The following is a 21,332-nucleotide window of genomic DNA, read 5'->3' as shown; positions in this document are numbered from 1 at the left end:
GCCTTGCGCGGACAGCACCGCGTCGCCGTTCTGCGCCGCGCTCACGGCCGGCCTCCGTGCCGACGCTGCGGCAGCCAGGTCCAGGGCCGCACCAGCCGCTCGCGGCCCACCAGCACCAGCACCACCAGGAACAGGCCTATCCAGAAAGTCCAGTACTGCGGCGTGATGGACGAGAGCGCATCCTGCATCAGCTTGAACACAATCGCCCCGGCCACGCCGCCATACAGCCAGCCGACGCCGCCCACCACCAGGATCAGCAGCACGTCGGCCGAGCGGTGAAATTCAAATAAATCCAGCGAGGCGAAGCCGGTGGTCTGTGTCAGCAGCGCGCCCGCCGCACCGGCCACGCCGGCCGCCACCGTATAGACCACCGCCAGCCGCGACCCCACCGGGATGCCGATGGCCATGGCGCGCAGGCGGTTGTCGCGTATCGCTTTGAGCGTCGCGCCCAGCGGCGAATGCACCAGGCGACGCATCAGCACGAACATCACCAGCAGCACCGCCAGCGAATAGTAGGCAGCCGTGCGGCCCGCCAGGTCGAACTCGAAGCTGCCCAGCAGCGGCCCCATGACCACCCCCTGCAGGCCGTCGGCGCCGCCGGTCAGCCAGTCGAGTTTGTTGGCGAGTTCCAGCAGGATCAGCGCCACGCCCAGCGTCACCATGAGCCGCGTCAGGTCGCTGCCGCGTTGTATGGTGAGCGAGCACAGGGCACCCAGCAGCGTGGCGGTGGTGATGCCCACGGCCAGGCCCACCAGCGGGTCGGGCATGACCAGCTTGGCGAACAGCGCCGCCGCATAGCCGCCTATGCCGAAGAAAGCCGCATGGCCCAGCGAGACGATGCCGGTGTAGCCCAGCACCAGGTCCAGCGACACCGCGAACAGCGCGACGATGGCGATCTCGTTGATGAGGGACGCATGGCTGGGCATCAGCACCGGCGCGGCGAAGGCGAGGAGCCAGAGCACCGGCTCCCAGGGCTTCCAGCGGCTGCTCTTGAGCAGCGATGTCTGGGTGTTCATTTATTTGCCTCCCTTGCGCACGAAGAGGCCCTGCGGCCGCCAGATCAGGATCGCGATCATCAGGCTGTAGACGATGAAGGCGCCCAGCTTGGGGATGTAGTACTTGCCTGCCACGTCGGCGATGCCCAGCAGCAGGGCTGCCAGCAGCGGCCCGGTGATCGACGTGGTGCCGCCCACGGCCACCACGATCAGGAAATAAATCATGAACTTGAGCGGAAAGCTTGGGTCCAGGCCCAGCACCTCGGCGCCCAGCGCGCCGCCCAGGCCGGCCAGGCCCGAGCCCACGGCGAAGGTCGAGAGGAATACCAGGTTGACGTTGATGCCCAAGCCGGCCGCCACGCGCTGGTCGTCCACCGACGCGCGCAGCCGGCTGCCGAAGCGCGTGCGCGCCAGCAGGTACTGCAGGCCCACCGTCAGCGCCGCGCACACCGCGATGATGAACAGCCGGTAGTGGCCCATGCCCAGCATCCAGGCGCCGCTGCCGATCTCGGTGCGGCCCTTGAGCCATGGGGGCAGCTGCACGATCTGCTGCGTCGAGCCCACGAAATAATCGACGCTGGCCACCGCCATGAACACCAGGCCGATGGAAAACAGCACCTGGTCCAGGTGCGGCTTGTTGTAGAGCGGCCGGTACAGCGTGCGTTCCAGCACCGCGCCCAGCAGCGCCGAGCCGATGAAGGCCAGCGGCAGGCACAGCAAGAAGGGCACGCCGAAGTGCTGCATCAGCAGCACGGTGATGTAGCCGCCCGCCATCGCGAAAGCGCCATGCGCGAGGTTGATGAAATTCATCAAGCCCATGGTCACTGCCAGACCCACCGCCAGGATGAACAGCAGCATGCCGTAGGCGATACCGTCGAAGAGGATGGTGAGCATTTATCTTTGCAAGGAACGGCGCGGAACCGGCTTTGCCGGGCCGCAGAGGTTGCCCCCAGCAGGGGGGAGGCGACGCGAAGCGGCGCTTCGGGGGGTTACTTATTTTTGCCAGGATCTTTAACGTCCTTGATCACGTCAAATTCCACGTTGTAAAGCTGGCCGTCCTTCTTCTCGACCTTGCGCAGGTAGACGTCCTGCACGATGTCGCGCGTCTGCGCGTCGATGAAGATCTTGCCGCGCGGGCTTTCAAACAGCTGGCCCTTCATGGCCGCGAGCAACGCGTCGCCGCCGCCCTGGCCCTTGCTGGTTTTGAGCGCTTCGTAAATTACCCGCATGCCGTCATAGCCGCCCACGGCCATGAAGTTGGGGCGCAGGCCCTTGTTGGCCTTGGAAAAAGCTTCCACAAACTTCTTGTTCATGGCCGAGGGGTGCGCGGCCGAGTAGTGGTGCGAAGTCACCACGCCCAGCGCGCCGTCGCCCATGTCGTTGAGCTGGTCGTCGTCCGTCACGTCGCCGGTGGCGATCAGCCGTATGCCGGCCTTGTCCAGGCCGCGCTCGAGGAACTGCTTCATCACCGCCGCGCCCGCGCCCGAGGGCACAAAGACAAACAGCGCGTCGGGCTTGTTGTCCCGCACCTTTTGCAGGAAGGGCGCGAAGTCGGGGTTGCGCAGCGGCACGCGCAGCGCGTCGGTCACCTGGCCGCCGTTAAAGGTGAGGCGGTCCTTGAAGAATTTTTCGGCGTCGATGCCGGGGCCGTAGTCGGACACCAGCGTGACCACCGTCTTGATGCCGTTCTTGGGTGCCCAGTCGGCCAGCGCGACCGAAACCTGCGGCAGCGTGAAGCTGGTGCGCACGATGTAGGGCGAGGACTGCGTGATGCTGGACGTCGCCGCCGCCATCACCACCATCGGTGTCTTGGACTGCGTCGCGATGGGCGCGGTGGCCAGGGCCGAGGGCGTGATGCCGAAACCCGCCAGCACGTTGACCTTGTCATTGACCACCAGCTCCTGCGCCAGGCGGCGTGTGGTGTCCGGCAGCGAGGTGTCGTCCTTCACGATCAGCTGGATTTTCTTGCCCGCCACGGTGTCGCCGTTCTGCGCCATGTAAAGCCGCGCGGCCGCCTCGATCTGCCGGCCGGTGGTGGCCTGCTGGCCCGTCATCGGCAGGATCAAGCCTATCTTGAAGGTGTTGTCCTGGGCCTGTGCCGGGGCGGCTGAAGCCAGTGTGGCAACGGCAAGGGCTGCAGCGGTAAAGAGGCGTCTTTTCATGGTTTGTCTCCAGTGGTCGATTTTGAATTTATAGGGCCGGGATTGTTGGCGCTAGTTTACTGAGCGTTCGTATTTAGTACCAATGTTCTTTATACGAACTTCGCGGGCACCTGGCGGTGGCGCGCTGCGGGTGCTCAACAGTCAGGCCGGTAGGAAGAATCCAGCGTCACCGAGCCGACCACGCGCGAGACACAGGCGCACAGCCGTGTGTTTTGCTGCTTCTCATGTTCGCTCAGAAAGACGTCGCGGTGGTCGATCTCGCCGTCCACCGCCAGCACGTCCAGTGTGCACAGGCCGCATTCGCCGCGCTTGCAATCGGACACTGCTTCCACGCCTGCCTGCTCCAGCGCGTCCAGCAGGCTGCAGCCGGCCGGCACGGTGATGTCCAGCGCGTGGCGCGGAATCAGCACCCGGAAAGCCTGCGGCGCATACCGCCCGCTGTTGCCGAAGGTCTCGTAACGCAGGTCGGTCACCGGCCGGCCCGAGGCCTCCCAGGCGTGGCGCGCGGCGTCCAGCATGGGAACCGGGCCGCAGACATACATTTGCGCGCCGGGCGGCAATGCCGCGATCTCGGCGGCGAAATCGATGCGCGCGTCGATAGCCGCCTGCAGCCGCTCACCCAGGCAGGCCTGCAGCGTCTGGCCGTAAGCCAGTTCAGATTCACTGCGCACGCCATACAGCATGCGCAGCGAGCGGCCCGACTGCGCACAGCGGCCGGCCAGCGCCTGCGCCATGCCCAGCAGCGGCGTGATGCCTATGCCGCCGGCCACCAGCAGGTAGGCCGGCGCGTTGAAGTCCAGCGGGAAATGGTTGCGCGGCCCGCTGAGCTGCAAGCGATCGCCGGCGGCCAGCCGCCACATCGCGCGCGAACCGCCGCGGCCGTCGTCCAGTCGCTTCACTGCGATGCGATACGTTTGCCCGTCGGGTTCGCCGACCAGCGAATAGGAACGCAGTTCCGGCTTGCCGTCGACCAGGAGCTGCACCTGCAGGTGGCTGCCGGGTTCGTGGCGCTGCACGCTTTGCCCGCCGTCTGCGGGCCGGATGCGGAACTCGCGCACGGTGGGCGTGAGGTCCTCAAAAGATTCAATGACCGCATCGGTCCAGCTGGCGTTGGCTTTCATTACTTTTTCCGTATTAAACGCACACCCGGCATCTGGTCCAGGTTGTGGCTAGCCACGGCGGCGCGCAGGTTGCGCTGGGCCAGGCGTGAGTGCTCGCGCATGATGGCTTCGGCGCGCGAGCCTTCGCGCTGCTCTATGGCGTCCAGCACCTGGCGGTGCTGGTCCTGCGCCACGATCAGCATGTCGCGCGCGCGCGGCGAGTTGGCCTGCACCACCACAAAACCCGAGGCCGAGGCAAAGGGCAGGCTGGACACGCGGTCCAGTTCTTTTGCGATCACCTCGCTGCCCGCCATCTCGCTGAGCAGCGCGTGAAAGCGTTCGTTGAGCGCCACATAACTTGAGAACGCCTCGTCGTTAAGGGCCGGCTGGCTCAGCACTTCGTCGATGCGGTTCAGGCATTCGCGCGCTTCGCCGAGCACCACGGTGGGCGCGCCGCGCTCGGCCGCCAGCCGCGCCGACAGGCCTTCAATCGTGCCGCGCAACTCGATCGCCTCGGACACGTCGCGTTCCGAAAACGTGCGCACCGCAAAACCGCCGTTGGGCAGCGATTCGAGCAAGCCTTCTTGTTCCAGCCGCATCAGCGCCGCGCGTATCGGCGTGCGCGAAACGCCCAGTTTTTCGACGATGGAGAGTTCAGCGATGCGCGCGCCGCCGGGCAGCTCGCCGGCCAGGATCATTTCGCGCAGTTGCAGCTGCGCCCTCACCTGCGCGCTCTCCAGGCTGTTGGGGGCGGCGGCTGAAGGGTTTGTCGTGGCCATGGGGATGATTTTGGTCATGGGGTTCAGGCCGCGAGGCGAATCGGGATCACGGTCGCCGGCGGCGCTTCCTGCGCGATCAGCCGGTCTATCAGGCGCCGCGCCCACATGGAACCGGCGTCGATGTTGAGGTTGTAGAACTGGTGGTCGGGGTGTTCTTCGATGGCGACCTGCTGGGCCTCGAGCACGAGTTCGTCTTCGCGGAAGATGCCGGCCACGCCCTCGCGCAGCTGGTGCGTCAGGCGCTGCTCACCCAGGCAGTAATTGCGCGCGAAGGCCCAGAAGTAGTGGCAGCTGCCATCGGTCTCGGGTGTCACCGTGTTCAGCACAAAACCGTTGACGCCCTTGCTGCGGTCACCGGGCCGGCCGTCTCTGGGCGGCGCACCCGACCCGGCCTCGGCCACGCCGACGTCGATGTTCACGGTGCAGGGTGCTTCGAATCTGATGATCTGCCAGCGGTCCACCTTGCCGGTGTAGCCGCGCGCGTGGGCTATCTGCCCGGCCCAGAAGGGCGGTGCGTCGATGTTTTCCATCCAGCGCGTCACGGTGGCGGTACGGTCGCCATGCGTGGCGACGAAAGGCGCCTCGGCCACGGCGCGCTGGCCGATGCTGGAGCCGTGCACAAAGGTCTCGTGGGTCAGGTCCATCAGGTTGTCCACCACGAGGCGGTAATCGCACTTCACGGTGATGAGCTTGCCGTCGCCGGCCCAGGCCGCGTCGTCGTTCCAGTGCATGTCGGGCACCAGCGCCGGGTCCGCCTTGGCCGGGTCGCCGGGCCAGACCCAGATGAAGCGGTGCTTTTCGACCACCGGGAAGGCGCGCACGCAGGCCGAGGGGTTCAGCGTTTCCTGGCTGGGCATGTGGGTGCAGCGGCCCTGCGCGTTGTAGACCAGGCCGTGGTAGCCGCAGGTCACTTCGTCGCCTTCCAGCGTCCCCATGGACAGCGGCAGCAGCCGGTGCCAGCAGGCATCCTCCAGGACGGCAACCTGGCCGTCGGTGCGGCGGAACATCACGAGCTTTTGCTTGCACACCGTGCGCGCCAGCAGCTTGCGGCCGACTTCGACGTCATAGGCGGCGGCATACCAGGCGTTGAGCGGAAAAGAGGGTTTTTTGGCGTCCATGGATACGCAATGTATACATAAATCGTCAAAAATCCAAGAAATCACGGGAAATTCAGGATAAATACGGAGTTTCTGTATTCAATGAGGGTCTTTCTGGCTGGCATACCATGAGACCCTGTATCTGCAAACTATGGAGACTTTCCCATGAGCGCCAAATTACCCGCCCGCTACGACCACGTCGGCAGCTTTCTGCGTCCCCAGTACCTGCTCGAAGCCCGCGAGCAAAAAGCCAAGGGCCAGATCACGCCTGAACAATTGCGCAAGGTCGAAGACCAGGCCGTCACCGAGATAGTGAAGTTCCAGGAAGACGTGGGCCTTAAAAGCATCACCGACGGCGAGTTCCGCCGCACCTATTTCCACATCGATTTCCTCGAACAGATCGGCGGCGTGAAGACCGACATCCCGGTCACCATCCAGCGGCCCGACGGCACGATGGAACTGGCGCCGCCCGTGATGCGTGTGATCGACAAGGTGCGCCACGTCAAGGACATCCAGCTCGCCGACTTCCAGTACCTCAAAAGCCAGGTCAGCGCCGGCAACACGCCCAAGGTCACGATTCCCTCGCCCACCATGCTGCACTTTCGCGGCGGCCGCGCCGGCATCAGTAAAGAGGCTTATCCCGAACTCGACCCGGCCTTCTATGACGACGTGGCCAAGGCTTATGGCGACGAGCTGCGCAGCCTGGCCGCGGCCGGCTGCACCTACGTGCAGATGGACGACACCAACCTGGCCTACCTCTGCGATGAAAAAATGCGTGAAGCGGCGCGCCAGCGCGGCGACGACCCCAACGAGCTGCCGCACCGCTACGCCAAATTCATCAACAAGGTGGTGGCGCAAAAGCCCGCCGGCATGACGCTGGCCATGCACCTGTGCCGCGGCAACTTCAAGAGCACCCACGCCGCGGCCGGCAACTACGAACCGGTGGCCGAGGCGCTGCTCAAGGAAATGGACCTGGACGCCTATTTCCTCGAATACGACGACAGCCGCAGCGGCGACTTCCGGCCGCTGCGCTACCTGCCCAAGGGCAAGACCGTGGTGCTGGGCCTGGTCACCACCAAGTTCGGCGAAATGGAAAGCAAGGACGACCTGAAGCGCCGCATCGAAGACGCCGCGAAATACGCGCCGCTGGAGCAGCTCGCGCTGTCACCGCAGTGCGGCTTCAGCAGCACGGTGCACGGCAACAACATCGCCGTCGAAGCGCAGCGCAACAAGCTGCGCCTGGTGGTTGAGACGGCGCGCGAAGTCTGGGGCTCCTGAGCACTCACAAACCCCTCCTGGCGTTGTTGCGCAGGTCTTGCTCCCTCTCCCAGAGGGAGAGGGAGTTAAAACCAGGGACCGCTTCGCTGGCCTTGTGAGCGGCTCAGCTTCTGGCCGCTAGCGCAGCAGCGGGTCGGCCGCCCCAGCGCTGCCAGGCTTTTTCGTGGAAGAAAAAGGCAAAAGCCTGCACCGTCGGCTCGAGCAGGCTCAGCGTGATCGCCAGCAGGAAGTTGCCGGTCACCGCATAGGCCACCAGCGCCGCCACTGTCACGTGCACCACGTAATAGCTGGCGGTTTTCTTCAAGGTGGGCAGGTTGGCGCGTACCAGTTTGCTCATCGGCTTCTCCTTCAAAATAGCTAAAAGCGATTGATTCCTATCCAATGGTAGGGATTGCCTAGGCTTCAGACCAATTGATTTGGCCTAAATGATCCATAGGGCTGCGAGCCGTAAATAGCGCACAAAGCCATTTGCTTACAAGTTGCAACGTTTAAGGGTGACCTCTTACGCTTGTAGCGACTGGCATCAAAAAAGTGTGAAAAAACAAACAGATACGCGCTAAACCTGTGCCTCCGAGAGGGAAAGCGTTGGACAGAATGAGTGCAAAAGACTACAACCAGAAAGCAACATTTTGTTGCATTCTGGCTTGAAAGGTCTGCGCTTGTTCCGTCCCCCTGTTCTGGTGTTCCGGCCCCTCGTCTGGGCTGTGTTGGCTGCTTGCGCCGCCGGGTCCGCGCCTGTGTGGGCCCAAGTGCGGCCGGATGCCGGCACCTTGCTGGAGTCGCCGGGCCCGCTGCCCTTGCTGCCGCCCCGCGGCGGCCCGCCGGTGGAACTGCGCCAGCCCCTGCCGGCGGCACCCGCTGCCGGCACGGCCCGCATCACACCGGCCGCCTTCAGCTTTACCGGCAACACGGTGTTCTCCAGCGAGTTGCTGGCCGCCCTGCTGGCGTCCCGCCTGCAGCAGCCCACCAACCTCGCCGGCCTGACCGAAGCGGCCAATACCATCAGCGCCTACTACCGGCAAAAAGGCTACCTGCTCACGCAGGCCTACCTGCCCGAGCAAGCCTTTCCCGCCGAGGGCGGCACCGTCACCATCGCCGTGCTGGAAGCGCGGGTAGGCCGCGTCACGGTGCGGGTCGACGGCGCGGGCATCTCGCAAACCTTTGCCGAAGACCTGGTGGCCGGCCAGCTGAAGCCGGGCGACGCCGTCACCGATTACGCACTCGACAAACCCGTGCTGCTGCTGCGCGACCTGGCCGGCTACGATGCCGCCGCGACCGTCCAGCCCGGTGCGAACCCAGGCCAGGCCGACGTGCTGGTCACCGTGCAGGCCAAGGGCCCGCGCTTCGATGGCTCCGTGAGCGTGGACAACCACGGCGCGCGCGCCGCCGGTGCCGTGCGCGCCGCGCTCAACGCCAATGTCAACAACCTGCTGGGCCGCGGCGACGTGCTCGCCCTGAGCGCGCAGCAAAACGACCAGGCCGGCTCGGCCCTGTACCGCATCGGCTACACCGTGCCGGTGGGCACCCAGGGCACGCGGCTGGGCCTGAGCCTGGCGCGACTCGATTACGCGCTGGGCAAGCAGTTCCAGGCGCTGGGCGCCAGCGGCCGGGCGGACATCGCCGGCATCAGCGTGTCCCAGCCCCTGCTGCGCGGGCGCGGTACCAACCTCTACGGCTTCGTCAGCGCCGAGCAGAAAAAGCTGGTCGACGAGACCCGCACGCCGGCGCTCGCCAGCCAGCGCGACATCAGCGCCCTCAGGCTGGGCCTGGCGGGCAACTTCGTCGACGACGTGGCGGGCGGCAGCGGCCTGAACAGCTACGCCGTGAACCTCACTTTCGGCCGGCTCGCGCTCGCCGCGGCCGACCAGGCGCTGGACGACGGCCTGGGCGGCCTGCGCACCGCGGGCGGCTTCAGCAAGCTGAACCTGGAATTCCAGCGCTCCCAGTTCTTTGACGCGCCCTACAGCTTTCATCTCGCGGCGCAGGCCCAGCTCGCTTCGAAAAACCTCAGCTCGGCCGAAAAAATGGTGCTGGGCGGGCCCAACGGTGTGCGCGGCTACCCGGTGGGCGAAGGTGTGGGTGATGCCGGTTTCCTGCTGAACCTGGAATCGCGCTACCAGTTCCCGCAGGCGCCGTGGGGCGAGCCGCTGAGCTTGCTGGCCTTCTACGACTTCGGCCACGTGCGCTTCAACCAGAACGGCCCCACCGTGCCCAGCAATAGCAACACCTTGAGCCTGGGCTCCTTCGGCGTGGGCGCCACGCTGGGCCGGCCCGGCAAGTTCCTCATCAAAACCTACCTGGCCTGGCGCACCACGCCGGCACAGCCCTCCACCGGCGACCCGGACCGCGCGCCGCGCGCCTGGCTCTCGGCCCAGACCTGGTTCTAGTTAACCGTTAGCTCCGAATGCCCACCATGACCACCACCTCCCCTACCCACGCCGCCTACCGTCCCTGGTCCGTGCGCACGGTGGTGGTCCGCCTCTCGCGCAAGCTGTCGGCCACCTACCGCATCCGCAGCGGCCGCCGTTTGTCGCAACTGCTCGCGACGCTGCTGGCCGCTGTGTCGCCCTGGGCCACCGCCCTGCCCGAAGGTGCGCAGGTGGTGGCCGGCCAGGCCAGCGTCAGCACACCCTCGGCCAATGCCATGGTGGTCAACCAGGCCAGCGACAAGGCTGTGCTCAACTGGCAAAGCTTCAACATCGGCGCGGGCCAGTCCATGCAGTTCGTGCAGCCCGGCGCCGCGTCCGTCGCGCTGAACCGCGTCATCGGCAACGGTGCTTCTTCCATCTTCGGCTCGCTGAGCGCCAACGGCCAGGTGTTCCTGGTCAACCCTTCGGGTGTGATGTTCGCGCCCGGCGCACAGGTCAATGTGGGCGGCCTGGTCGCCTCCAGCCTGGACATCAGCAACGGCGACTTCATGGCCGGCCGTTACAACTTCAGCGGCAGCGGCACGGGCGCCGTCAGCAACCACGGCAGCATCACCGCCGCGCGCGGCGGCTACGTGTTGCTGGCCGCGCCCCAGGTCAGCAACACCGGCGCCATCAGCGCCGAAGCCGGCTCGGTCGGCCTGCTGGCGGGCTCGCGTGTGTCGGTCGACACCTCGGGTGTGGGCCTGGTGCGTTTCTCGGTCGACGCCGCGGCCGCGCAGGCAGCGATCGACAACAGCGGCAGCATCGCGGCCGCGGGCGGCCAGGTCGCCGTGCTGGCCAGCGCCATGGGCGACGCGATGGCCACCGTCATCAACCAGTCGGGCGTGATCCGCGCCAACTCGGCGGTGGAGCGCAACGGCACCATCGTTCTGAGCGGCGGCGCCACGGGCGTGGTTCATGTTTCCGGAACGCTGGACGCCAGCGGCACGGCGGCTGGCCGGAGCGGTGGCTCGGTGCAGGTGCTGGGCGACAAGGTAGCGCTGGATGCCGGCGCATCGATTGACGTGTCCGGCCCGGCCGGCGGCGGCACCGCACTGGTGGGCGGCGACTACCAGGGCGGCAATGCGGCCGTGCAGAATGCCTCGCGCACCTACGTCGCGGCGGGCGCCACGATACGCGCCGACGCCACCGACAGCGGCAAGGGCGGCAAGGTGGTGGTCTGGGCCGACGGCGACACGCGTTACAGCGGCGCCATCAGCGCGCGCGGCGGCGCCAACGGCGGCGACGGCGGTTTTGTCGAGGTCTCGGGCAAACAGCAACTTGATTTGCGCGGCGGTATCGACGTGGCCGCACCGGCCGGCATCGGCGGTAGGGTGCTGCTGGATCCGCAGGACATCCTGATCAACACCACCACCCAGACCTCACCGCCCAACAGTACCGACGGCACGCCCGACGTGGCCCTCTTTGATCCACCGACCCCGACGGGCACCTACATCATCCAGATCGCCGACGTCACAGGCTACAGCGAGCTGTACCTTCAGGCCTCGCGCAACATCACGCTGGCCAACGCGCTGGCCATGACCTCGGGCAACAAGGTTCGCTTCGAGGCCGGCAACACGATTGCCCTCAATGCCGCGCTGACGGCCTCCGGCGGTGTGAACCTCTCCGCGGTCAACATCACCAGCACTGCGGCCGGCACCATCACCACCACCGGCGCCGGCAATACCAACGCCGGCAACGTCACCCTCAACGCCAGCGGCACCGTTAACCTGGCGGGCAGCATCACCGCCAACGGCGGCGCGGCCACGGCCGGCAACCCGGGCCGCAGCGGCGGCGCCGTCAGCATCACGGGCGCGGGTGTCACGGTCGCCGCCATCACGGCCAGCGGCACTCCCGGATCCGGGGCCACGCAAACCGGCGGCGCCGGCGGCAACATCAGCATCACCTCCACCAACGGCATTGCCGCCACCGGCACCCTCGCGGCGAGCGGCGGCATTGCCGGCACAGGCGTCGCAGTGGGCGGCAACGCGGGCAGCATTACCCTGGCCAACAGCGGCGCCGGCAATATTGCGGTAGCCGGCTTGACGGCGAGCACCGGCAATGCGACGACCACGGGCGCCGGCGGCACGGCCGGCAGCATTTCAGTGACCAACAGCGCGGCGGGCGCCAGCCTGGGCACCGGCAACATCATCACCACGGGCGGCGCCAACGGCGACGGCGGCACCGTCACGCTCAACTCCGCCGGCGCGCTCAGCGCGGGCACCGTCACCAGCAGCGGCGGAGGGACGTTGGCCAACACCTCGGGCCGCAATGCCGGCGCGATCAACATCACGGCGGCCGGCGCCATCACCGCGCTGGGCGCCGTGACGGCCAACGGCACCGGCGCCAACACGGTTGGCAACGGCGGCAGCGCGGGTGCGGTTTCCATCAGCGCCGCAGGCGGCATCGCCGGCGCAGCCATCACCGCCAGCGGCGGGGTCGGTGCGGGCGCCAATGGCTCGGGCGGCAACGCGGGCGCCATCACGGTCACCAACAACACAAGCGGCAACTTGGTCACCGCCGCCCTGACGGCGCAAACCGGCGCGGCCACCGGCACCGGCGCCGCCGGCACCGCCGGCAGCATAACCATCACCAACAACGCGGCCGCCGGCAACCTCAACACCGGGGCCATCAACACCGCGGGCGGCGCGGGCGGTAGCGGCGGCGCGGTCACGCTGGCCTCGCAGGCCGGTGTCACCGTGACGGGCACCCTGGGCACCAGCGGCACGGTGCTGGCCGCGGGCACACGCGCCGGCAGCAACGCCGGCAACATCACCATCACGGGCGTGAACCGTTCCGTCACGGGCCTCATCACCGCCAGCGGCAGCACGGCCAACGGCACCAACCAGGCCGGCGGCAATGCCGGTGTGGTCAGCATCACGGGCAGCGGCACGCTGGCCACCACCAACATCACCGCCTCCACGGGCGCAGCCACCGGCACGGGCGCGGGCGGCACGGCAGGCGGCATCACCCTGAGCGGCACGGCCGTGACGACCGGCGCGCTGGCCGCCACAGGCACGGCCAACGGCCATGGCGGCAACATCAGCGCCACCTCGACGGCCGGTGTGCTGACGGCGGGCGCCATCAATGCCAGCGGCGGCGCGGCCAATGCGGGAACAGCCGGCCGCAACGCCGGCACGGTGAGCTTGCAAGCCACAGGTGGTTTGTTGACTGGTACCACCGTGACCGCCAGCGGCACCAACGGCACCCTCACGGGCGACCAGGCCGGCGGCAACGGCGCGGCGATCTCCATCACCGGTGACAGCGGCATCACGGTCACCAACCTCGCGGCCAGCGGCGGCGCGGGTGTGGGCAGCAACGCGGCCGGCGGCAATGCCGGCAGCATCACCCTCAACAACAGCGGCAGCGGCAACATCGCCACGGGTACCCTGGTCGCGCAGACCGGCAATGCGCTGGGCACGGGCGCTGGCGGCACGGCCGGCAGCATCAGCGCCACCAACACGGCCGCCGCGGGAACGCTGTCGACCGCGGCCATCACCACCACGGGCGGCACCAAGGGCAACGGCGGCAACGTCAGCCTCTCGGCCCTGGGCCAGATCGCCACCGCCAACAACAGCATCATCACCAGCGGCGGCGCCACTATCAACGGCCTGGCCGGCCGCAACGCCGGCAGCGTCACCCTCAGTGGCGGCGGCCTCAACATGGGCACCGGCACCATCACGGCCAATGGCGGCGCGGCGGCAGCCACCTCGAACCAGAAGGGCGGCAGCGGCGCGGCCGTCGGCATTACCACCACCGGTGCCGTGACCACAGGCGCCATCACCGCCAGCGGCGGTGCCGGCGGCACGACCAACGGCGACGGCGGCGACGCCGGCAGCATCAGCGTGCAGAACAACTCCACGACGGCCGGTGCGATCGCGCTGGGCGCGCTCACGGCGCGCACCGGCGCGGCGGTGGGCACGGGTGCGGGCGGCGCGGCCGGCAGCATCAGCGTGGGCAACAGCGCCGCAGGCGCCAACCTCAACACCGGCGCCATAGACAGCAGCGGTGCGGCCGGCGGCAACGGCGGCGCGGTCACACTGGCCTCGCAGGCCGGGGTCACGGTCACCGGCACGCTGAACACCAGCGGCACCGTGCTGGCCGGCGGCACCGGCGCCGGCCGCAATGCGGGCAACATCACGGTCACGGGCGTGAACCGCTCCGTCACCGGACTTGTCAGCGCCAGCGGCAGCGCGGGCCTGGGCAGCAACCAGGCCGGCGGCAGTGCCGGTGTGGTCAGCATCACCGGCAGCGGCACGCTGGGCGCCGCCGCGGGCATCACGGCCTCGACCGGCGCTGCGACCGGCACAGGCGCCGGCGGCACGGCCGGCAGCATCACATTGAGCGGCACGGCGGTCACGACCGGCGCGCTGACCGCCACCGGCGCTGCCAACGCCCATGGCGGCGCCATCAGCGCCACCTCGACGGCCGGCGTGCTGACGACGGGCGCGATCATCGCCAGCGGCGGCACGGCCAATGCCGGCACGAGCGGGCGCAATGCCGGCGCCGTCACGCTGCAGGCAACGGGTGGCCTGCTCACCGCCACCACCGTCACCGCCAGCGGCAGCAACGGCACGGCTACGGGCGACCAGGCCGGCGGCAACGGCGCGGCGATTTCCATCACCGGCAACAGCGGCATCACGGTCACCAACCTCGCGGCCAGCGGCGGTGCGGCGGCCGGCACCAACGCGGCCGGCGGCAATGCCGGCAGCATCGCGGTCAACAACAGCGGCAGCGGCAACATCGCCACCGGCACCCTGGTCGCGCAAACCGGCAATGCACTGGGCACCGGCGCGGGCGGCACGGCCGGCAGTGTCTCGGTGGCCAACACCGCGGCGGCGGGAACGCTTTCCACCGCGGCCATCACCACCACCGGCGGGACCAAGGGCAACGGCGGCAACGTCAGCCTCTCGGCCCTGGGCCAGATCGCCACTGCCAACAACAGCATCATCACCAGCGGCGGCGCCACGATCAACGGCCTGGCCGGCCGTGACGCGGGCAGCGTCACCATCAGCGGCGCCGGCCTCAACATGGGCACCGGCGGCATCACCGCCAGCGGCGGCGCGGCGGCCGCCACGTCGAACCAGAAGGGCGGCAGCGGCGCGGTCGTCGGCATTACCACCACGGGAACGGTCACCACGGCGGCCATCACCGCCAACGGCGGCGCGGGTGGCACGACCAACGGCGACGGCGGCAACGCCGGCAGCATCAGCGTGGCCAACACAGTGGCCGGCAATGTCACCACAACCGCGCTCACCGCGCAAAGCGGCAATGCGGCGGGCACAGGCGCCGGCGGCACGGCCGGCAGCATCAGCGTGAGCAATGCCGCAGGCAATCTCACGGCGACCACCGTTTCCACGCTGGGCGGCACTTCGGGCCATGGCGGCAATGTCACTCTCTCAGCCGCCGGCGGCACCGTGGCCGTGGGCGCCATCACCACCACCGGCGGCGCAGCCACCGGCACGGCCAACGGCCGCAATGCCGGCACTGTGGACGTCTCGGGGGCCGGTGTCACCACGGCCGCCATCTCGGCCAATGGCAGCAACGGCAGCGGCACGGGCACGGGCGGCAACGGCGCCGCGATCAGCGTGGGCTCCACGGCGGCCATCAGCAGCACCGGCACGCTCAGCGCGATCGGCGGCAACGGCGTGGGCGCCGGCCAGGCCGGCGGCCAGGGCGCGGCGGTGTCGCTGGTGTCCACCGGCGGCAATGTGTCGGCCGCCGCCATCACCACCACCGGCGGCAATGCCGGCGCTTCGGGCGTGGCAGCGGGCGGCAATGCGGGCGGCATCACACTCGACGCGGCGGGCGCCACGCCCACCATCACGCTGGCCGGCGGCCTCACGGCGCTGGGCGGCAACCAGGTCGGCGGCGCAGTCTCGGGCGCCGGCGGCGCGATCCGCATCAAGGACGATGCCCTGCTGAATGCGGCCAGCATCACGCTGGACTCGCGCGGCGGCAATGCCGGCGCCGGCGTCGGCGCCAATATCCAGTTCGACGGTACGGTCAACAGCCAGGCTTCGGGCCGCGCGCTGGTGCTGCAGGCGGGCAAGGGCGACGTCGCCATCACCGGCGCGACCGGCGCCAGCCTGGCCCTCTCGGCCCTGACGGTGACCGCCAACGACATCGCCGTGGGCGCCATAGGCGGCGCCTCGGCCGGCATCACCGGTGCCACCTCATTGACCGCCACCACCAACGGCGCCGACACCGGCGACATCAGCCTGAACGGCGCTCTCAACGTCAATGCACTGTCGCTGACGGCCGGAAGCGCCCTCACGCAGACCAGCGCCATCAAGGCGACCAGCGCCACCCTGGCGGCCGGCGCCGGCAACAACATCACGCTGAACAACGCGGGCAACGATTTCAGCGGCGCGGTGTCGGTGGTCTCGGGGCTCAACGTCAGCCTCGCGGACGCCAATGCGCTGGCGCTGGGCACCTCCACGGTCTCCGGCACGCTGGCCGTGAACACGGCCGGCGCCATCACACAAAGCGGCGCCCTCACCGTGACCGGCGCGACCACGCTGGCGGCCGGCGCGGCCAACGGCATCACGCTGGCCAACGCCGGCAACAATTTCTCCAGCGTCGCCGTGACCAGCGGCAACAACGTGTCGCTGCGCGACAGCAACGCCGTCGTATTGGGTGCTTCCACGGCCGCCACCAGCCTGACGGTCGTGGCCGGCGGCGCCATCACGCAGACCGGTGCCATCACCGCGCCCACGCTGGTGGCCAGGACGCAGCTCAACGCCGGCGCAGCGATCACATTAAACAACGCCGGCAACGAGGTCGCCAGCGTGGACCTGCGCGCGCGCAACGGCGCCGACACGGCCAACGCGGCCGGCGCCATCAGCTACCGCGACGCCACCGGCTTCGACGTGGCCGCCGTCAACACCACGGGCGCGCTGGCGCTGCAGTCCAACGGCAACATCACGCAGTCGGGCGCCGTCACGGCCGCCTCGCTGGCGGTGGCCGGCACCGGCGCCGGTTCGCTGAACTTCGGCACCCAGGTCAATGCCATCGCCGCCCTCAACGGCATCACGGCGGCCGGCGGCTTCGCGCTGAACAACGGCAACAACGGCGTGACGCTGACGGGCAACCTCGGCACCACCAACAGCGCGGTTTCCATAGACACCGGCACGGGCAGCTACACGCAGAACAACTTCGACGTGACCGCCGGAACCGGGCCCATCACGATTACAGCCGACACGGTCGCCATCGCCGCGAACACCGGCAACAACGCGCTGGCCACCAGCGGCGTGCTCACGCTCAAGGCCAAGACCGCGAGCCGCGCCATGTCGCTGGCGGGCGCCGCCGGCTTTGACCTCACGGCCGCGGAAATCACCGCCTTCGCCACGGGCGCCACCGGTCCCATCGTGATCGGCGACAGCGCCAGCACCGGCGTGATGACGATAGGCGGCCCGGTCTCCCTGGCCGGCAAGACATTGACACTCAATGCCGGCTCCATCACCGACACCGGTGTGCAGACCCTCACCGCGCAGAACGTCTCGCTCAACGCCAACGGCCAGATCGGCACGGACGCCAGCAACGGCATCGACGTCGCGGCGGCCAACCTCAGCATCAACACCACGGGCAATGCGAGCGCCTTTGTGCGCAGCACGGGCTCCGTCAACCTCGGCGTGGGCGGCACGGCCTCCAATGTGGGCAGCGGCACGCTGGACCTGGCGGCGCTGGGCGCGGTCACCCAGACGGCGGGCACGGGCAACATCACGGCCGGCACACTGAAGGTCAAAACGCTGGTCAATGCCGGCGCCGCCATCACGCTGAACAACAGCGGCAATGCCGGCACCACCGTCAAACTGCAGTCGCGCAATGCCGCGGACACGGCCAATGCGGCCGGTGCCATCCAGTACGGGAGCGCGGCCGGATTCGACGTGGCGGCGATTGCCACCACCGCCAACGCCACCTTGTCCGCCGGCGGCGCCGTCAGCCAGTCCGGCGCCATCGCGGCCTCAGGGCTTGCGCTGACGGGCACAGGCGCCTATACGCTCACCAACGCAGGCAACGCCGTCACCACGCTGGCTGCCAATGCCGGCGGCGTGGACTACAAACAGGCCGGCGCGCTGGCCGTGGGAACCGTCGGCGCCACCGCCGGTGTCACGGCGAGCGGCACGGTCAAGATCGAAACCACCGGCGCCGCCTCCAGCCTCACGCTGAACAACGCCGTGAGTTCTTCGGCCGCCGGCGATGCCGTGGTCCTCAAGGCCGGCAGCGCCAATACGGCCGGCGTCAGCACCGGCGGCCAGCTTATCAACAACGTGGGTGCGGGCGGCATCGTGGCCGCATCCGGGCGTTACCTGGTGTACAGCGGAGACCCCGGCGCCACGCTCGAAGGCGTGGCCGGCTACAGCAAGCGCTACAACAGCGATGCCAGCTATGTGCCGGCCGGCAGCGCCAACACTTTCCTCTACCGCATCGCCCCGACCCTGACCGTCACGGCCGACAACAAGACCAAGGTCTACGGCGACAGCAACCCGCTGCTGACCGGTGTGGTGAGCGGCCTGATCGACGGCGACACCGTCGCCGGCCTGGGCGTGAACTACACGACAACGGCTGTCGACCGGACCGCCGTGGCGGCCGGCCCCGTGGCCATCACTGCAGGCGTGGGGGCAAACAGCGAAAACTACACCCTGGCCCTGAGCAACGGCGCCTTGACCATCACCCAGCGTGCCCTGACCGTCGCGGCCACCGGCCAGAACCGGGTTTATGACGGCGGCACCACCGCCACTGTGACGCTGGCCGACAACCGGCTGGCCGGCGACGTGCTGACCACCAGCAACACGGCTGCCAGCTTCCTCGACAAGAACGTCGGCACCGGCAAGACGGTGAACGTCAGCGGCATCGCCATCACCGGCGCCGATGCCGGCAATTACAGCGCCAACACCACCGCCGCGACCACGGCCGACATCACCCAGCGCGCCCTCACGGTCAGCGCCACGGGAAGCAACAAGGTCTATGACGGCAACATGACGGCCGGCGTGACCCTGGCGGACAACCGCGTCGCGGGCGACGTGTTCACCGCCAGCAATACGGCCGCGAACTTCGCCGACAAGAATGTCGGCACCGGCAAAGCCGTCAGCGTGAGCGGCATTGCCCTTACCGGCACCGACGCCGGCAATTACAGCGTGAACACCACGGCCGCGACCACGGCCGACATCACCCAGCGCGCCCTCACGGTCAGCGCCACGGGAAGCAACAAGGTCTACGACGGCAACATGGCGGCCGGCGTGACCCTGGCGGACAACCGCGTCGCGGGTGACGTGCTCGCGGCCAGCAACACCTCGGCCACTTTTGCCGACAAGAATGTGGGCATCGCCAAGACCGTCAGCGTGGGCGGCATCAGTATCAGCGGCACCGACGCCGGCAATTACAGCGTCAACACCACGGCCGCCACCACGGCCGACATCACCCAGCGCGCGCTCACCGTGGGCGCCGCGGCGCAAAACAAGGTGTACGACGGCGGCACCGCCGCGACAGTGACGCTCAACGACAACCGGGTCGCCGGCGACGTGCTCACGGCCAGCAACACGGCCGCGAACTTCATCGACAAGAACGTGGGTGCCGGCAAGACGGTCAACGTGGGCGGCATAGGCATCACGGGCACCGATGCGGGCAACTACAGTGTTAACAGCACGACCGCCACCACGGCCAACATCACGCCGGCCTCCATCGCCAACGTCAGCGGCATCACCGCCGCCGACAAGGTGCAGGACGCCACCACGGCCGCCACGCTGGCGACCGGCGCCGCAGTCTTTACCGGCCGCATAGGCGCGGACGTGCTGACGGTGGGCGCCGCGACCGGCAATTTCGACACCCCCGCGGTCGGCAGCGGCAAACCCGTCAGCATCACCGGCATCACGCTGTCGGGCGCGGACGCCGGCAATTACGTGCTGCTCAACACCACGGCCGCGACCACGGCCAGCATCACGCCGGCACCGGCCAATATGGCCGAGCGGACCGGCGATTTGCGCGTCGTCAACGGCACCGCGCTGCCGGTGCTGGAAGCCGACGACCGGCGTGAACAGGCATTCCGCCGCGCGGCCGGCATACGGCGCACGCAGGAACTGGCCGGCACGGCGGACGAGCCGACCTTCCGCCTGGCGGGCTTTCCCGAGACGCCCAACGCCGCCAATCCGGCGCAGGGCGACTGCACCGTCGGGGCCGGCATCGTGAATTGCCTGGCCGGTGTGCCGCAGGCGGGCCAGGGACAGTAAGCGGCTAAGCGGCGCCATACGGCGCCGCCCTTGCCTGTCTGTGTTTACGGACAGCAGTCACCCGGCCGGATGTCGTTTTCGCCGGGTATCATGTGGCCGACAACCTATTCCATTTTCAAAGCAAGCGTGAACGCGAAGGTTCGCCGCAGACAGTGCTACGGCACGGCAAGGCGGGCCGACAAAGTGCACGTCTGGTTTGGAATTGGAATCACTTCAAAGGGGAGCACGCCATGGCATTAATGGACTTCATCAAGAAACAGTTCATCGACATCATCCAGTGGACCGAGGACGGCGACGGCACGTTGGCCTGGCGTTTCCCGATGGCCGACATGGAGATCCAGTACGGTGCTTCGCTGACCGTGCGCGAGTCGCAGATGGCGGTGTTTGTCAACGAAGGCAAGGTCGCCGACGTGTTCGGCCCCGGCATGCACAAGCTGACCACGCAGACCATCCCGGTCCTGACCTACCTCAAGAACTGGGACAAGCTGTTCGAATCGCCCTTCAAGAGCGACGTCTATTTCTTCAGCACGCGCCAGCAGATAGACCAGAAGTGGGGCACGCCCCAGCCCATCACGATCCGCGACAAGGACTTCGGCGCGGTGCGCCTGCGCGCCTTCGGCAACTACAACTTCCGTGTCGCCGACCCCAAGCTCTTCCATACGGAGATCTCCGGCACGCGCGACCGCTATACCGCCGACGAGCTTGATGGCCAGCTGCGCGGCCTGGTGCTGCAGAACATTTCCGCCGCCATCGCCTCCAGCAATATCGCCTTCCTGGACCTGGCCGCGAACCAGCTCGTGTTTGCGCAGGCGCTGGCGGCGCAACTCGTGCCCGAGTTTGCAAAAATAGGCTTGAAGCTCGAAGGCATGACGGTGCAGAACCTCTCGCTGCCCGAAGAGCTGCAGAAAATCCTCGACCAGAAAATCGGCATGGGCATGGTCGGCAACGACATGGGCAAGTTCATGCAGTACCAGACGGCGCAGGCGATCCCGAAGTTCGCCGAGGGCGCGGGCGGTGGCGGCGGCGGCATTGCCGGCGACGCCATGGGCCTGGGCGCCGGCGTGGCGCTGGGCCAGGTGCTGGCGCAAAACCTGCAGCAAGGCCTGCAGGGCAATCCGGCGCAGGCCGCGGCGGCGGCTGCCGCCGCAGTCAAGCCCGACGATGTCATGGCCACGCTCGAGAAGCTCGGCGAACTCAAGGCCAAGGGCATCCTCACGCAGGAAGAGTTCGACGCCAAGAAGGCCGAACTTCTGAAGAAGCTGGTCTGATGCCGGTTCCGCCGCG

Annotated in this window: 11 protein-coding genes; 4 read left to right on the top strand and 7 right to left on the bottom strand. The window is 68.2% G+C overall.

What is annotated here, in order from left to right; all coding sequences use genetic code 11:
- Nucleotides 1-41 precede the first annotated feature (41 nt).
- From ACSQ27_RS10845 to ACSQ27_RS10820, 6 genes are all read right to left on the bottom strand, one after another.
- Nucleotides 42-1,016 (bottom strand): branched-chain amino acid ABC transporter permease, encoded by a 975-nt coding sequence (locus tag ACSQ27_RS10845; protein ID WP_436155515.1) that lies wholly within the window; start codon nt 1,014-1,016, stop codon nt 42-44.
- A complete protein-coding gene (locus tag ACSQ27_RS10840; protein ID WP_436155514.1) occupies nt 1,017-1,889 on the bottom strand; it encodes a branched-chain amino acid ABC transporter permease in 873 nt (290 codons plus the stop codon).
- A gap of 95 nt (nt 1,890-1,984) precedes the next feature.
- Complete coding sequence (locus tag ACSQ27_RS10835; RefSeq protein WP_436155513.1) at nt 1,985-3,157, bottom strand: ABC transporter substrate-binding protein; 1,173 nt, start codon at nt 3,155-3,157, stop codon at nt 1,985-1,987.
- 134 nt (nt 3,158-3,291) lie between these two features.
- Nucleotides 3,292-4,278: a PDR/VanB family oxidoreductase gene (locus ACSQ27_RS10830; protein ID WP_436155512.1), complete on the bottom strand. Its 987-nt coding sequence runs from the start codon at nt 4,276-4,278 to the stop codon at nt 3,292-3,294.
- On the bottom strand, nt 4,278-5,036 hold the full coding sequence (locus tag ACSQ27_RS10825; RefSeq protein ID WP_436156223.1) for a GntR family transcriptional regulator: 759 nt from the start codon (nt 5,034-5,036) through the stop codon (nt 4,278-4,280). Before ACSQ27_RS10825 ends, ACSQ27_RS10830 begins: the two co-directional genes overlap by 1 nt.
- A gap of 23 nt (nt 5,037-5,059) precedes the next feature.
- The gene (locus ACSQ27_RS10820) at nt 5,060-6,154 is read right to left on the bottom strand and encodes an aromatic ring-hydroxylating dioxygenase subunit alpha (RefSeq protein ID WP_436155511.1); all 1,095 of its coding nucleotides are present in this window, start codon (nt 6,152-6,154) and stop codon (nt 5,060-5,062) included.
- Between the two features lie 144 nt (nt 6,155-6,298).
- On the opposite strand from ACSQ27_RS10820, the gene ACSQ27_RS10815 reads away from it, so the two are divergent.
- Nucleotides 6,299-7,411: a 5-methyltetrahydropteroyltriglutamate--homocysteine S-methyltransferase gene (locus ACSQ27_RS10815; protein WP_436155510.1), complete on the top strand. Its 1,113-nt coding sequence runs from the start codon at nt 6,299-6,301 to the stop codon at nt 7,409-7,411.
- 103 nt (nt 7,412-7,514) lie between these two features.
- Here the strand turns inward: ACSQ27_RS10815 and ACSQ27_RS10810 are convergent, their stop codons facing one another.
- Nucleotides 7,515-7,748: a DUF2061 domain-containing protein gene (locus ACSQ27_RS10810; RefSeq protein WP_436155509.1), complete on the bottom strand. Its 234-nt coding sequence runs from the start codon at nt 7,746-7,748 to the stop codon at nt 7,515-7,517.
- A gap of 400 nt (nt 7,749-8,148) precedes the next feature.
- Between ACSQ27_RS10810 and ACSQ27_RS10805 the strand changes: the two genes are divergently transcribed.
- The 3 genes from ACSQ27_RS10805 to ACSQ27_RS10795 all read left to right on the top strand — a co-directional run bounded on the left by ACSQ27_RS10805 (nt 8,149) and on the right by ACSQ27_RS10795 (nt 21,316).
- A complete protein-coding gene (locus ACSQ27_RS10805) occupies nt 8,149-9,798 on the top strand; it encodes a ShlB/FhaC/HecB family hemolysin secretion/activation protein (protein WP_436155508.1) in 1,650 nt (549 codons plus the stop codon).
- A 26-nt stretch (nt 9,799-9,824) separates the two neighbouring features.
- Nucleotides 9,825-20,048, top strand: coding sequence for a YDG domain-containing protein (locus tag ACSQ27_RS10800; protein ID WP_436155507.1), 10,224 nt, complete (start codon nt 9,825-9,827; stop codon nt 20,046-20,048).
- A gap of 230 nt (nt 20,049-20,278) precedes the next feature.
- A complete protein-coding gene (locus ACSQ27_RS10795; protein ID WP_436155506.1) occupies nt 20,279-21,316 on the top strand; it encodes an SPFH domain-containing protein in 1,038 nt (345 codons plus the stop codon).
- Nucleotides 21,317-21,332 lie beyond the last annotated feature (16 nt).

It is taken from the genome of Polaromonas sp. LjRoot131 (assembly GCF_964252805.1).
Classification (GTDB): Bacteria; Pseudomonadota; Gammaproteobacteria; order Burkholderiales; family Burkholderiaceae_C; genus Polaromonas.
The sequence above is the reverse complement of the archived record's forward strand: the minus strand, read 5'-3'. Positions and strand labels throughout refer to the sequence as shown.

Coding starts and splice junctions, on each gene's coding strand:
- ACSQ27_RS10845 (WP_436155515.1), bottom strand. CDS start 1,016: ATGAACACCCAGACATCGCTGCTCAAGAGCAGCCGCTGGAAGCCCTGG.
- ACSQ27_RS10840 (WP_436155514.1), bottom strand. CDS start 1,889: ATGCTCACCATCCTCTTCGACGGTATCGCCTACGGCATGCTGCTGTTC.
- ACSQ27_RS10835 (WP_436155513.1), bottom strand. CDS start 3,157: ATGAAAAGACGCCTCTTTACCGCTGCAGCCCTTGCCGTTGCCACACTG.
- ACSQ27_RS10830 (WP_436155512.1), bottom strand. CDS start 4,278: ATGAAAGCCAACGCCAGCTGGACCGATGCGGTCATTGAATCTTTTGAG.
- ACSQ27_RS10825 (WP_436156223.1), bottom strand. CDS start 5,036: ATGGCCACGACAAACCCTTCAGCCGCCGCCCCCAACAGCCTGGAGAGC.
- ACSQ27_RS10820 (WP_436155511.1), bottom strand. CDS start 6,154: ATGGACGCCAAAAAACCCTCTTTTCCGCTCAACGCCTGGTATGCCGCC.
- ACSQ27_RS10815 (WP_436155510.1), top strand. CDS start 6,299: ATGAGCGCCAAATTACCCGCCCGCTACGACCACGTCGGCAGCTTTCTG.
- ACSQ27_RS10810 (WP_436155509.1), bottom strand. CDS start 7,748: ATGAGCAAACTGGTACGCGCCAACCTGCCCACCTTGAAGAAAACCGCC.
- ACSQ27_RS10800 (WP_436155507.1), top strand. CDS start 9,825: ATGACCACCACCTCCCCTACCCACGCCGCCTACCGTCCCTGGTCCGTG.
- ACSQ27_RS10795 (WP_436155506.1), top strand. CDS start 20,279: ATGGCATTAATGGACTTCATCAAGAAACAGTTCATCGACATCATCCAG.